This window comes from Actinoplanes sp. NPDC051411, from assembly GCF_040682075.1.
GTDB lineage: Bacteria > Actinomycetota > Actinomycetes > Mycobacteriales > Micromonosporaceae > Actinoplanes.
On the sequence record NZ_JBFBAD010000202.1, the window covers coordinates 1 to 13,395 of the forward strand.

Consider the following 13,395-nt stretch of genomic DNA (forward strand, 5'->3'; position numbering starts at 1 on the left):
GCGGAGGCGCTCGCCAGGAAGAGCCGGTCGATCGGGGTGTCGGCGCGGCCCAGCCCCGGGACCGGGCGCAGGAACAGCTGCTGGAAGGCGGCCGCGGTGCCGGCCGCCAGGGCACCGCCGACCAGGGACGGATCTTCCCGCTCCAGGTCGCCGGGGGCGAAGACGTGGCGGGCGACGACCAGGTCGCGGAAGCCGGGGGCCTGCCGCTCGACGACCGCCTCCATGCGTTCCACGTGCTCGGCGATCTCCTCCGGCCGCCACGATTCGCGGTGGGGCAGGTGGGTGTAGGCCCAGGCCGACTCGGTTCCGGCCGGGGAGCGGGACGGGTCGGCGGTGGTCATCTGGCCCAACAGGAGGAACGGGTCGGCGGGGAGTTCGTCGGTGGCCAGGTGGGCCGCATAGCGCGTGAGGCCGTCGAGGTCGGCGCCGAGGTGGACGGTGCCGGCGCCGGCGACCGACGGGTTCTGCCACGGGATCGGGGCGCGCAGAGCCCAGTCGATTTTCACCGTGGCGCCGTCCCAGCGGAAGTGGGACAGGTCGTCGACCATCCGCGGGGGCAGAGCAGCGGCGCCCACGAGGTCGAGGAAGAGGGCGGGTGCGGTCACGTCGGCCAGGACCGCGCGGCGGGCTCGCAGGTCGCGGCCGTCGGCCAGGCGCACGCCCATGGCCCGGCCGCCCGCGGTCAGCACGCGGGACACCGGCGCGCCGAATTCCAGGGCGCCGCCGCGAGCCAGGAGCCGTGAGACCAGCGCGTCGGTGATCTTCTGGGCGCCGCCGACCGGCACCGGCCAGCCGACCTGCTGGGCGAGCATCGCCAGCAGCCAGCCGTAGATGCCGCCGCCCGCCTCTTCCGGCCCGAGGTCGGTGTGCAGCGCGCAGCCGGCCAGGGTCAGGGCCGCCCCCTCGCCGCGGAACAGTTCCGAGCCCAGCTGGCGCGCCGAGGTGACGGCCCGCCGGCCCAGGCGGAGGGCGCCGGCGGCGCGAAGGCGGCGGACCAGTGCCACTCCGGACCGGACCGGGGGGAACGGCGTGAACAGCGCGTCGGTCAGTGGCTCGGAGAACGAGGCGAACTCGGCGAACGCCGACTGCCACCGCTCCCCGTCGCCCGGCGCGAACTCCTCCATCGAGGCCATCGTGGCGGGCAGCGACCGGTTGACCACGGCCGCCCGCCCGTCCGGCAGCAGGTGGGCGAAGACCGACGGGGAATGCGTCCACGTCAGATTCAGATCGAGGTCACGTAGGACCGGCGAGGCGTACCCGAGGGGGTAGAACGAGCTGAAAAGATCACTGAGGTAGCCGGGGGCGGTCACGTGCCCGGAGCGGATCGCGCCGCCCGGTTGCCCGGCCGCCTCCAGCACCTGCACCGACCAGCCGGCGTCGGCCAGCAGGTTGGCGGCGACCAGGCCGTTGTGGCCGGCGCCGATCACGATGGCGTCCACATGCACCTCCAGTTTCTACCCACGTGCGGCCGGGTAGATGCACGTCAACAAAACAGGGGGCCGGCGATGACGGACAAGCCCACGGTCGACCGGGACGCCGAGGCCGACGCCGACGACGTTACGCCTCGCGCACTCCCCCGCAAGATCCGGCAACTGCGCTGGCGTACGTGGCGCGGCATTCTCTGGCGCAGCGTCGCCGGCTACATCGAGGACGACTGCTCCGACTTCGCGGCCGCGATGACCTACCAGAGCGTCACCGCGCTGATCCCGTCGATGGTCGTGATCGCCGCGCTGATCAACCTGGTCACCAACGGGACCTCGGCGCTGAACTCGACGATCGACGTGCTGCGCGACCTCGGGGCCGGCCCGGTGGTCGGCAATCCGGCGCTGCTCGGCATCGTCGAGTCGCTGCTCGTACGCCAGGACTCGGCCAAGGTTCTGCTCGGCTTCGGCCTCGTGCTCGCCCTGTGGTCGGCCTCCGGCTACGTGGGCACGTTCACGCGGGCGTCGAACCGGATTTACGGCGTACGGGAAGGGCGGAGTTGGTGGAAGCTGGAACTTCTGCAGATAGCCCTCGCCGCGGTGGCCCTGATTCTGCTCGCCGCAGGCGGCATCGGCCTGGTGATCAGCGGGCCACTGGTCGACGCCGTCGGTAACGTCCTGCACGCCAGCGAGACCGTGCGCAGGCTCTGGTCGATCGGCCGCTGGCCGGTGCTCGTCGCGATCGGCATCACCCTGCTGTCGCTGCTGTTCTGGATCGCCCCGAACGTGCGGCAGCCCCGGTTCCGGTGGCTGACCCTCGGCGGCTCGGTCGCCTTGATCGTCTGGACCGCCATCACCTTCCTGTTCGGCCTGTACGTGGCCAACTTCGGCTCCTACAACCGCACCTACGGCAGCCTCGGCGCGATCATGGCGTTCCTGGTCTGGGTCTACCTGTCGAACATCGCGCTGCTGCTCGGGGTGCAGGTGAACGCCCAGGTGCAGCGCGGACGCCTGCGCCAGGCGGGCGGCGAGGAACCGATCGCGCCGCTCGCGCCGCGTTTACCCTCGGACGACCCGGGCACTGCTTGACACATGGATCGTGGCAGCAGCAAGCACAGCCCACGGCTCGATGACCAGCTGGCCGAGGAGGTACGCAGCACCGGCCACGTCGAGGCGTCGAGCGAGGACCAGTCGGCGGTGGGTGTCTCGCCGCCGGACGAGGACGACGACTTCAGCCGGTTCGGCAGCTATCTGGGCCGGGTCTTCCCGGCCGACCGGGAGGCGCTGCTGGAGAGCGCCCGCGGCTTCGAGGCGCCGGATGACGTGCTCGACCGTTTGGCGACGCTGCCGCCCGGCAGGACTTACCGGAACGCCAGTGAAGTCTGGGAGGAGACATCGTGAGTACCGTGACCGAGTCCGTCGACGTCGACGTGCCCGTGCGCACCGCGTACAACCAGTGGACCCAGTTCGAGGAGTTCCCCCGGTTCATGGACGGCGTCCACGAGATCCACCAGCTGGACGCCACGCACACCCACTGGAAGACCGAGATCGGCGGGGTGAAACGGGAGTTCGACGCCGAGATCACCGAGCAGCTGCCGGACGAGCGGGTGGCCTGGAAATCGGTCGAGGGTTCCCGGCAGGCCGGCGTGGTGACGTTCCACCGGCTCGACGACACCCACACGCGGGTGACCGTACAGATGGACCTGGAGCCGCACGGCGTGGTCGAGAAGGCGGGGGCCGCGCTCGGCGCGGTCGACCACCGGGTCAAGGGCGACCTGCGTCGCTTCAAGGACTACATCGAGAGGCGAGGGGGCGTCGAGACGGGCGCCTGGCGAGGCCAGATCGATCGTCCAGGGGCGTAAAGAAAGCGGGGGCCGGAAGGCCCCCGCTTCTCGTTCACAACGTTTCGGCGATCGCGCACACCGCGAGCAGGCGGCGCATGACCCAGTCGTTGTCCGACCAGTTGAACGACCCGGCCGGCGGCTGCCACCCGTGGGTGAAGGCGGCGTCCCGCACGCCCTCGGCGTAGGCGGCCAGCAGCACCGGGGTCAGCGGCCGGACATCGGCCGACAGGCTGTCCCGCACCCCGGCGGCGTGCTGGTCGACGATCGCCATGAGGCCCGGGTTGGCGGCGGCGGCCGCGAGACCCTCGACGCCGATCGAGGCGTGCAGCTCGTCGAGGCAGGCGATGGCGGACTGAAGGGCGGCACGGGCGGCGGCGCCGCTAAACAGGCTGTTCATGCCGAGGAACGCTACGGAGCCCCGGGTAGCCGACGGTTTTCCTGACTGGTGCAGGTCGGTTTCGCTTAACCGCGGCCGGGCTGGGGAAAGAACAGGCCGTGATCGACGACACCACGGTGCGGGCGCTGGGCAAGCTCAGCGAGGCGTTGGAGACGACCGAGCGGGCGCGGGGCCATCTCTTCGAGATGCATCAGCTGACCGGTACGGCCGACTTCCAGCTCGACGAGGCCGTCTCCCTGTTCATGCAGGCCGGGCACACCGAGATCGCCGAACGGATCCAGCGCGACCTGATCGGGCGCGACGTGGTCCCCGGCCACTGGACCTTCCAGCTGATCGAGGAGTACGACGACGGCTACTACGCCGAGTTCCGCGCGGTCGAGCTCGCCGCCCGCGAGAAGCTGGCCGACGGCCGCCGCCACCTCCACGAGGCGAGGCTCAAGAAACTCCGTCAGAGCTAGCCGGGCGACGCCGCTGGGCGTCGTCGGCGATGATCACGGTGGCCACGCAGAGGGCGACCACGACGGCGAAGAGCCATGAAGCGTCATCGATGAGTTTGGCAGCCAGTGGGGCCTGGAATGCCGCGACCAGGAAGCCCACCCAGGCGAGGCGACGCTGACGCTCAGAGAGGAAGCCGGGGGAATACATTCGGACAGTCTGTCTCGATCAGGACGGATCGCCGTCACCCGTTCGGCCGATTATCCGTTATCCGATCGTGCCCCCTGCCTTGCGCCTGCGTCGCTCAACCGTTGCGTTTCCGCTGGTAGGAGCGTTGTTCGGTTGTCAGAGCATTCCTACCTCATCACCGAGCCCGCCGGATCACGTGCTCGTCGCCCCCCTGCTCGGCCGAAGCGGCGCTTATCTCACGGTGAGTGACGCCGCCTCGCGTGTCGAGATCTCGACGGCGACCCTGCCGGGCCTGCTCTACCGGATCACCACGCCCGCCGATTCCGGGCTGACGCCCACCGCGGCGGTGCGGGACGGAAGGGCCGAGGTGCGGTTCCGGCCCACCGGGGCTGACGGCCCCGACAACGTACGCATCGTGCTCAACCGAGACGTCCGCTGGGACCTCGGGTTGCCGGCCGGGGCGGGGGAAACCGCCCTGGATCTGACCGCCGGGCGCCTCGCCCGCCTCACGACCGGCGGCTCCGGCCTGGTCGAGGCCACCCTTCCCGCCCCGGTGGGCACGGTGCCGGTCTCGTTCGGCGACAGCGTCGGCAGCGCGATCATCTCGCTGCCGGCACCGGCTCCGGCTCGGTTCGTCCTCGGCGGCGGGGCGGGGGCGGTCGACACGCCGTGGGCCGAGCGGGCGGCGATGCCGGCCGGCTCGGTGCTCGCCGAGCCCGGCTGGCCGAACGCACCCACCCGCTACGCGATCACCTTCCGCGGCGGCGTGGGCCGCCTCACGGTGCGCCGGTCAGTCCCCTGACCGCGGCCGCTTCGACGCCGGCCGCTCCTCGATCACCTGGGTCTCGTCCGTCGCCCCCTCGGTGCCACTGCCGATGACCAGGGTGTCGTCGCGACCCGGGTTGATCACCGTGGTGTCGGCCGTGTCGTTGGTGATCACCTCAGCCTCGGTCGCCTCGAGGTCGTCGGTCTCGTCGTCGCGGTCGAACCCGGGGACGATGTGCGGGCGGCTCGGCTGGACCGGGATCACCTGGGTCTCCTCGGTCCCGGCCGTTTCCCAGTGGGCCTCTTCCCGGTCCTGGTCCTCTACGCGGTCGTCGCCTTCTCCGGCGCCCTCTGCGCGGGTATGTCCGTCGCGGGCATCGCCTTCGCGGGCATCGCCTTCGCGGGCATCGCCTTCGCGGGCATCGCCTTCGCGGGCATCGCCTTCGCGGGTGCCGACCGCAGGCTGGGATTCCGTCGTTGCCGCCTCCGCGCCGACCGCGGGCTGGGCCGCGGTGGTCGCGTTCGCCGTGCGCGCCTCCTCCGACCGCCGGGCCGCCTCCCGCAGCCGCTCCTCGGACAGCCGTGCCTCCTCAGCCCGGCGGGCCTCCTCCGCAACCTGGCGCGCCTCCTCCTCGGCCGCCTTCCGGGCCGTTTCGGCCGCCACCCGCTCCTCCTCGGCCTTCCGGGCCTCCTCGGCCCGGCGCGCTTCCACCTCGGCGGCCCGGCGGGCCTCCTCGGCCTTCCGCGCTTCCTCGGCCGCCGTCTGCCGCGCGCGCTCTTCCGCGTACGCCCGGGCCTGCTCCCGAATCGCCGCCGACTCGGTCTCGGCCCGGTCGAGCCAGCCCTCCCAGCGCGACTGCATGGGCCGGATCAGCCCGCCCCCGACCCCGACGATCACCACGCCGGCAACGGTCGCCAGCACCGCGATCAGCAACGGCCGGGTAACCGCGGTCGCGATCTCGACCTGATCGAGCGCCGCGATCACCCCGAGCGCCACAATCACGATCGCCACGGCCCGGGCCAGCACCCTCCCGTAGTCCAGCCCGCCGAGCGCCCGCGCGATCAGATCGTGCACCGCTCCCGCGATGGCCGCCGCGACCACAACGATCACGATCGCCACGAACGCCCGGGGCAGCCACGCGATCAGCTCGGTGAGCAGGTCAGCGACCGGGTTGGGACCCCAGACGCCGAAGGCCAGCTGCAGCGCGAACAGCAGAATGCCGTAGAAGACCAGCCGCCCGCAGACGTCACTGGCCCCGACCTTGCCGGCCAGCATCCGGCCGACCGAGCCCCGCTCGACGGCACGGTCGAAGCCGGCCTTCCGCAGCAGCCGCGCGACGCCCGCCCGCAGCAGCCGCGCCACGAAGTAGCCGACGACCAGGATCACGACGAAGACCAGAGCCTTCGGCAGAAACAACAGCACCGAACGCCACATGTCGCTGAGCCCCTGGCCCAGCCCGTTCCCGGTCATGCCTTGCTCCCTGGTCGCCGTTCCCGGCCCGCGGCCGGCCACATAGCGACCTTAGGGCTCAACGGCCACTCCCGCCCGCGGAGCAACAAACCGCCCGAGCGTGCCCGGCTGATCACGCAAGTCGGAGGGCGGCCCAGGTGGTGGCGAGCGGATGGTGTCCAGGCGGCGGCTGACGCCGTGTGCCCACATCCCGGTGGCGAACGCGGCCCGGCGCGGCCACGCTCAGCCCCGCGCGAGGCGTGTCGCGGTCAAGCGCCGACTGGCCCACGCTGCAGCCCGGCGCAAGGTATGTCGCGGTTAGGCAACGCCGAAGTCCCCGCACGATGCCTGCCGCGATCACGCGCCGACCGAACCACACCGCAGCCCCGTCCGAGGGGTGGCGCGATCACGCGCCGACCGAACCACACCGCAGCCCCGTCCGAGGGGTGGCGCGATCACGCGCCGACCGGGCCACGCCGCAGTCACCGCGGGAGACGTGTCGCGGTCAGGCACCGGCCGGGCCGGCCGCAGCGCGGCGTGAGCGGCGGGTCGGTCTCAGCTGCAGGCGTCGCCGTTGACGGAGCAGCCGGAGGCGGAGCCGCTGAGCGGTCCGGAGGCGACGAAGCTGAACGTGAGGGCGTCGCCGGCCGCGATCGAAGGGCCGGAGAAGGTGAGGACGTCGCCGGCGATGTGGCCCGCGACGCCGGTGGTCGTGACCACGACCTGGGTGGCGCCGGGGACCGTCACCTGCACGGTCCAGCCGGCAGAGGCGCTGCCCGGGTTGGTCACGGTGACCGACCCGACGATGCCGTCGGCGTCGCTGACCTGTTTGAACCGGGCGGTGAGCCCCGACGAGCCGGTGGAGGCCGGAACGCTGGGCCGGACCACGTGCGGGCTGTTCGTCTTGGCCGGGGTGGGCGTCGGGATCACCACAACGCCCGAATCGCCCGGCGCGCCGGTCGTCGTGGCGTGAGTCGCCGGCGTGGTCGCCGTGGCCGAGACGGACGGCGACGCGGAAGCCGTCTTGGCCGCCGAAGCCGACGCCGAGTCCGGGATGCCGATCGACGGCGAGTCGTCGGGCAGCGCCGGGTCGGTGGTCGGCGCGATCGTCACCAGCGGCACTTCGGCGTTCTTGTGCGTCGTGCCGCCGTCAAGACCGAGGCCGCGCACCCCGGCATAGCCGGCCCCTCCGGCCAGCACCGCCCCGAGCGCGGCCGCGACGACGATCCCGCGCCGGCGCCGGTTCCGCCCGCGGTGATTGACGGGAACACCCCGCGGCACCGACAGGTCGATCACTGCCCCGTCGGCAACCGCCGTCTCATCGGCCGCAACCCACTCGACCCGCGGCGGACCGTCGTACATCCCGCCCGCGGCCGGACCGTCCGCAGCAGCCCACGCCCGCTCGTCCCGGCCCGGTGCCGGGCCTTCGTAACCGGCGCCCGGACCCCCGTGGCCCGCATCCGGGACTCCATAGCCCGGCCCCGGCTCGCCGCGGCCCGCAACGGGGCGGTCCCCGTAACCCACTGCCGGGCCGCCGTAACCCGCATCCTGGCCGCCGAAGCTCCCCGCCGGACCGGCAAAGTCCGCCTCGGCAGGGTCGCCATAGGCCGGGCCCCGATCACCGAGGCTCGCCGCCGGGCCGGCAAAGTCTGCCTCGGCACGGTCCCCAAAGGCCGGGCCCCGATCACCGAAGCCCGCCGCCGGGCCGGCATAGTCCCCGTCCGCGCGGCCGTAGCCCGCATCGTCGCGCTCGCCATAGCCGCGGCTTTGGTCGCCGAAGCTCCCCGCCGGACCCGCATAGCCGAGGTCCGCACGGTCGTCATAGCCCGAACCCGCCTGCGGGCGCTCGCCAAAGCCCGGGCCCTGCTCCCCGAAGCCCGCCGCCGGGCCGGCCTGGTCCGCGCGGTCGTGGTCGGCACCCCGGTCGCCATAGCCCGCAGCCGGATCGTCGTGGGCCGCGGACCCACCGGCCCGGGTGGCCCAGGCGCGGTCGAACGTCTCGGTCGGGTCGCTGCTGTGCGCGGGCGGCCGGCCATACGTATGGCCCGGCGAGCGAGCCGCGCCCCCACCGTAGGTCTCGGCCGGGCCGGCCCCGGGATCGGTCGCGTCGCTGCTGAAGCCGGGCGGATAGGCGCCCGGGCGGCCATAAGCACCGGCCTCGGAGTCGCCGTAAAGACCCTGCGGCTCGGTGCCGGGCCGGCCGTAGGGGTCGGCCGGGCGGGAGGGTGCCTGGGCGTACGTCGTGGCGGGGTCGGCCGGTGGGTGGCCGTACATGCCTTGGGGCTCGTGGGGGCCGGCGTCGAGGTCGGCCGGGTCGAGCGGAGGCGGGCCGGGGGTCAGGCGCACGCGGGAGCCGCCGATGTCGGAGGCCGTGGTCCACGGGCTCTGGGGTGGGGCGAAGTCGCGCGGGACCGGCTGGCCGTGTGCGGGTTCGGGCTCGGCGGGTGCGGCGTCGTAGGGCGCGAGGTCACTCAGCGCGGCATAAACGTTGGTCGGGGCGGCGTCGTCAGGTGTTGCGTCACTGGACGGCGGCCACTCAGGGTAACCGGACCGTGGCTCAGGCGAGCTGGCGTCTCCCAGCCAGCCGCGGCTCGGACGGTCGCGCCGGTCCTCTGTCACGGCGGCGACTATAGGTGAGGGGCGCACATGCGCGCCAAGCTCAGATATGCCGCATTGGGTCACGGACTGTGATCTCTCTCGGGAACCGACAGCATGCCGTCGACCAGTCGTGGCCTCGCGTACCGTCAAGAATCGGACGGTCGGCCAGCGCGGCATCGTCCAAACGGCCGAGTCGGGCTACTCTTTGCTCATGGCCGGGACGGGTGGGGTGAGTCCTTCATCGATGCCCACCCGGCCTGTCCAGACCGGGCCTGTCCAGACCGGGCCGGCCGCCGACCTGGTGGCCGCCTTCGACTGGGGTCGCACCGCGCTCGGTCCCCGGGCGGCGTGGGATCCGGCGATCGGGACCGTGGTCGATCTGCTTCTCGCCGCGCCGCTGCCGATGGCGCTCGCGCTCGGCGACGGCTTCCTGCAGATCTACAACGACGCGTACGCGGAGTTGCTCGGGCCGTTGCACCCGGCGGCGCTGGGCCGCCCGGCCGAGGAGCCGGGCCCCGCGATCGCCGAGGTCTACCGCACCGGCCGGGCCGTGCTCGAGCCCGAGGCCCAGCTGACGCTGACCCGCGGCGAGGCCGAGCAGGCGTTCCTCACCCGCGGCCACTCGCCGGTGCACGATTCCCGGGGCCGCACGGCCGGCGTGCTCACGGTGGCCGCCGAGACCACCCAGGTGACCCGCAAGCTGCAGAGCCTGGGCGAGCTGACCTCGCGGCTGGCCGGCGCGCTCACCATCGACGACGTGGCCCGGGTGGTGCTCGGCTACGCCACCTCCTCGTTCGACGTCGACCACTGCGTCTTCGCGGTCGACGACGGCAGTGCCTACCGCTATGTCCGCCGGGTTCGCGGCGAGATGCTGGACGAGGCCGACGAGCGGCTGCCGCCGGTCTGGAAGCGGATCTCCATCCAGACGGCGGAGCAGACGTCGGCGCCGCTGGTCACCGCCGCGCTGACCGGGCGGCCCGGTTTCGTCGCCGACGGGGAGCCGCTGCGGCAGGTGGCCAACGACCGGCACGAGCGGCGGGTCCGGGCGCTCGCCTCGCTGCCCCTGCGTGCCCCGTCGCTGACCGGGGCGATCACCCTCGGCTACCGGGTCGCCCACGCCTGGCTGCCGGCCGAGCGGGCGCTGCTCACCGCGGCCGCCGAGCTGATCGCCCAGGCGGCCGAGCGGGCCCGCCGGTTCGAGGCCCAGCACGGCACCGCCCAGTTGCTGCAGCGCAGCATGCTGCCCGAGCACCTGCCCGAGCTCGACACGTTCCGGCTGGCCGCGCGCTATGACGTCGGCGTCGACGGCAACGCGGCCGGCGGCGACTTCTACGACGCGTTCGAGCTGCCGGACGGCCGGCTCGCCATGGTGCTCGGCGACGTGGCCGGGCACGACGTGCGGGCGGCCGCGGTGATGGGCCAGGTGCGGGCCGCGCTGCGCGCGCTGGCGCTGACCGATCCGTCGCCGCCGAGTGTGCTGGCCGGGCTCGACCGGCTGGTCGGCTCGCTGGGCGCCGAGTCGCGCAACGAAGAGATCTTCGTGACCGTGGTCTACGGCGTGCTCGACGTCTCGGACGGAACGATCACGCTGGCCAGCGCCGGCCATCCGCCGCCCGTGCTGCGCCGGGCCGGGCTGGGCGGCGAGCCGGCCACGGCCGAGCTGGTCAAGGTGCCGCCGGGCGCGCCGCTCGGGCTGGGCGGCCGCTGGCAGACCGGCCAGATCGTCCTCGAGCCCGGCGACACCATCCTGATGTTCAGCGACGGTGTGGTCGAGCGCCGCGACCGCTCGCTCAACGAGGGTCTCGACTCGCTGGTCGCGGTGACCGCCGCGGCCGGTGGCGGCGATCCCCGCGTCCTGTGCTCGCTGGCCACCTCGGCGGTCGAGGGCCCGACCGACGACGACGTGGCGGTGCTGGCGGTCGAGCGGGCGGTCGCGTTGAGCCGTTCGGCGACGATGCTGGTGCCGGCCGAGCCGACCGGCCCGAGCCGCGTACGCCAGTGGATGACCGCCCGCCTGCGCGAGTGGTCGGTGCCCGAGCCGGTGGTCGGCGCGGCGATCCTGTGCGCGAGCGAGCTGACCACCAACGCGCTGCTGCACGCCGGCACGCCGGCCCAGGTGCGTCTCGACCTCAACGCCGAGCGCCTGCTGGTCTCGGTCGCCGACACCGGCACCCGGGGCACGGTGATCCGCGCGCACGCCGACACGATGAGCAGCCGGGGCCGCGGTCTCGGCCTGATCGAGGATCTGAGCGACTCCTGGGGCACCGATCCGACGGTCCGCGGCACGACGGTGTGGTTCGAGATGCTTCTGGCGGGTACGCAGCACTGATATGCGTTCCGGTGTTCTCTTCGACGTCGACGGCACCCTGGTCGACACCACATACCTGCACACCGTCTCCTGGTGGGAGGCCCTGCGTCAGTACGACGCGGACGTGCCGATGGCCGAGATCCACCGCGCGATCGGCATGGGCTCGGACAAGCTGCTCGACCATCTGCTGGGCGAGAAGCGTGACCGTTCCCACGACGACGAGCTCTCGACTGCCCACGACGTCCTCTACGGCGCGTGGTGGGAGCGGCTGCGCCCGCTGCCCGGGGCGTCCGAACTGTTGCGCGCGGTGGCCAAGCGGGGCCTGGCCGTGGTGCTCGCCTCGTCGGCCAAGGAGACCGAACTCTCGAAGCTGCGCGAGGTGATCGGCGCCGACGACGTGATCAGCGCCGCGACCTCGTCGTCGGACGCCGAACAGAGCAAACCGGCCCCGGACATCCTGCAGGCCGCGCTCGATCAGTCCGACGTGGATCCGCGCCGGGCCGTCTTCGTCGGCGACTCGGTGTGGGACGTCAAGGCGGCGTCCCGTCTCGACATCCCCTGCATCGGCCTCACGTGTGGGGGCAGCAGCGCGGCCGAGCTGTCCGAGGCCGGCACGACCGCCAACTACGACAATCCGGCCGCGCTGCTGGCCGCCCTGGACGATTCGGCGATCGGCGCGCTCGAGCCCTGATTCGGCCGTCCTTTACGGACTGTCGATCTCGGCGTCCGGAGAGTCACCGGGGTCGGCATGAACACGCAGGCAGATTAACGGTCATGTCACGAGTATTGGTCGGATGATTGCAGAGCGTGACGGCAAATACGTCTAAAACGGACTTTGAACCGTAGGGTAGTGACGAAGCGTATAGCTGTGCCGTATGATGAATATCAAATCGGGGCGTCCATGTTGGAGTGGTTTATGCGTATCAGAGGGTTTGCACCTTCCACACCCTGCTGGGCGGAGCTGACCTCCGCGGATCCGGTCGGCGCGGCCGGGTTCTATGCCGAACTCTTCGGATGGGAACTGGACGGCGACCGATTCCTTCTTCAGGGGCGAGCGGTTGCCGGACTCGGGCGGGCCGAGACGGGCCGGCCGGAGGGCTGGGTCACCTTCCTGGCGGCCACCCATCTCGAGGGCACGGCTGAACGGATCAACGCGGCGTACGGAAGAAGCCTGACCTGGCCGCGCGAGCGGGCCGGCGCCCGCAGCGCGATCGTCGCCGACGCCTCCGGAGCCGTTTTCGGTCTGTGGCAGTCGGCCGGGTTCGCCGGCACCCAGCTGCGCGGCGAGCCGGGCACGATGGCCTGGTCCGATCTGCTGACCGACGACGTCGCGTCGGCGACGGCGTTCTACGGCGCGGTTTTCGGCTGGTCGCTGACCACCGAGTTCGGCAGCGGTGAGTGGCTGACCGAGGCGCACGACTCGGTGGCCGGGGTGATCCCGGGCCGCCCGGGCGCGCGCTGGCAGCCGTCGTTCCAGGTCGCCGACACCGCCGCCGTGATCGACAAATGTGGCAGCCTGGGCGGCCGCGTGATCGCCGGGCCGATGGAGATGGGCCTCGGCAGCTATGTCGAGATCCTCGACCCGTTCGGTGCCGCGTTCGCGGTGACCGCGCCGGTCGAGCGGCCGGTCGAGTTGAGTGTCGCCTACAACGACGTCATCGGCATGGAACTCACCTACGGCGGGTAGAGGAACAGGCGTTCGAGAGAGGACGCCGACGATGACCGAACCGGATACGAACGCCATCAAGGACCCGGACGACTGGTCGACCGGGGACGAACCGGCCACCGGCGCGCAGGAGTCGTACCTGCACACGCTGGCCACCGAGGCACACGAGGACGTGCCCGACGGCCTGACCAAGGCCGACGCGTCTCGCAAGATCGACGAGTTGCAGGAGAAGACCGGCCGCGGCCGGTAGCGGAGCCCTTCGAGAGAGGCCGGCCTTCGGGCCGGGCTCTCTCGTTCCCGAAGTGTCAAGCCGGGGTTTAAA

General features: G+C 72.4%; 12 protein-coding genes and 1 pseudogene. 9 read left to right on the forward strand and 4 right to left on the reverse strand.

What is annotated here, in order from left to right; translation table 11 throughout:
* Positions 1-1,445, reverse strand: a 1,445-nt coding sequence (locus tag AB0M88_RS50305; RefSeq protein WP_364114931.1) for an NAD(P)/FAD-dependent oxidoreductase, incomplete at its 3' end; no start/stop codon positions are given.
* A 60-nt stretch (positions 1,446-1,505) separates the two neighbouring features.
* On the opposite strand from AB0M88_RS50305, the gene AB0M88_RS50310 reads away from it, so the two are divergent.
* The 3 genes from AB0M88_RS50310 to AB0M88_RS50320 are packed head-to-tail and all read left to right on the forward strand — an operon-like array spanning position 1,506 to position 3,283.
* Positions 1,506-2,510, forward strand: coding sequence for a YihY/virulence factor BrkB family protein (locus AB0M88_RS50310; protein WP_364114933.1), 1,005 nt, complete (start codon positions 1,506-1,508; stop codon positions 2,508-2,510).
* A 3-nt stretch (positions 2,511-2,513) separates the two neighbouring features.
* Positions 2,514-2,822 (forward strand): DUF2795 domain-containing protein, encoded by a 309-nt coding sequence (locus AB0M88_RS50315; protein ID WP_364114935.1) that lies wholly within the window; start codon positions 2,514-2,516, stop codon positions 2,820-2,822.
* Positions 2,819-3,283: an SRPBCC family protein gene (locus tag AB0M88_RS50320; RefSeq protein ID WP_364114937.1), complete on the forward strand. Its 465-nt coding sequence runs from the start codon at positions 2,819-2,821 to the stop codon at positions 3,281-3,283. Before AB0M88_RS50315 ends, AB0M88_RS50320 begins: the two co-directional genes overlap by 4 nt.
* A gap of 34 nt (positions 3,284-3,317) precedes the next feature.
* Here the strand turns inward: AB0M88_RS50320 and AB0M88_RS50325 are convergent, their stop codons facing one another.
* Entirely contained in the window at positions 3,318-3,662 is a 345-nt protein-coding gene (locus AB0M88_RS50325) for a DUF6401 family natural product biosynthesis protein (protein WP_364114939.1), read from the reverse strand.
* Positions 3,663-3,760: 98 nt separating this feature from the next.
* Here AB0M88_RS50325 and AB0M88_RS50330 point away from each other — a divergent pair, with 98 nt between their 5' ends.
* Both AB0M88_RS50330 and AB0M88_RS50335 read left to right on the forward strand, forming a co-directional pair.
* A complete protein-coding gene (locus AB0M88_RS50330; RefSeq protein ID WP_364114941.1) occupies positions 3,761-4,120 on the forward strand; it encodes a hypothetical protein in 360 nt (119 codons plus the stop codon).
* A gap of 407 nt (positions 4,121-4,527) precedes the next feature.
* The gene (locus AB0M88_RS50335) at positions 4,528-5,088 is read left to right on the forward strand and encodes a hypothetical protein (RefSeq protein ID WP_364114943.1); all 561 of its coding nucleotides are present in this window, start codon (positions 4,528-4,530) and stop codon (positions 5,086-5,088) included.
* Positions 5,089-5,880: 792 nt separating this feature from the next.
* On the opposite strand, the pseudogene AB0M88_RS50340 reads toward AB0M88_RS50335, so the two are convergent.
* Together AB0M88_RS50340 and AB0M88_RS50345 are read right to left on the reverse strand one after the other, a co-directional pair.
* Positions 5,881-6,522, reverse strand: a pseudogene (locus tag AB0M88_RS50340) (hypothetical protein); the annotation flags it as partial.
* A gap of 534 nt (positions 6,523-7,056) precedes the next feature.
* Positions 7,057-9,120 carry a hypothetical protein gene (locus AB0M88_RS50345; RefSeq protein WP_364114945.1) on the reverse strand — a complete coding sequence of 688 codons (2,064 nt, stop codon included), beginning with the start codon at positions 9,118-9,120 and terminating at the stop codon, positions 7,057-7,059.
* A 190-nt stretch (positions 9,121-9,310) separates the two neighbouring features.
* Between AB0M88_RS50345 and AB0M88_RS50350 the strand changes: the two genes are divergently transcribed.
* The 4 genes from AB0M88_RS50350 (at position 9,311) to AB0M88_RS50365 (ending at position 13,323) form a co-directional block, all read left to right on the forward strand.
* A complete protein-coding gene (locus AB0M88_RS50350; RefSeq protein ID WP_364114947.1) occupies positions 9,311-11,428 on the forward strand; it encodes a SpoIIE family protein phosphatase in 2,118 nt (705 codons plus the stop codon).
* A gap of 1 nt (position 11,429) precedes the next feature.
* Complete coding sequence (locus tag AB0M88_RS50355; protein ID WP_364114949.1) at positions 11,430-12,098, forward strand: HAD family hydrolase; 669 nt, start codon at positions 11,430-11,432, stop codon at positions 12,096-12,098.
* A 225-nt stretch (positions 12,099-12,323) separates the two neighbouring features.
* Positions 12,324-13,094 carry a VOC family protein gene (locus AB0M88_RS50360; RefSeq protein WP_364114951.1) on the forward strand — a complete coding sequence of 257 codons (771 nt, stop codon included), beginning with the start codon at positions 12,324-12,326 and terminating at the stop codon, positions 13,092-13,094.
* A gap of 31 nt (positions 13,095-13,125) precedes the next feature.
* Positions 13,126-13,323: a DUF3072 domain-containing protein gene (locus AB0M88_RS50365; protein WP_364114953.1), complete on the forward strand. Its 198-nt coding sequence runs from the start codon at positions 13,126-13,128 to the stop codon at positions 13,321-13,323.
* Positions 13,324-13,395 lie beyond the last annotated feature (72 nt).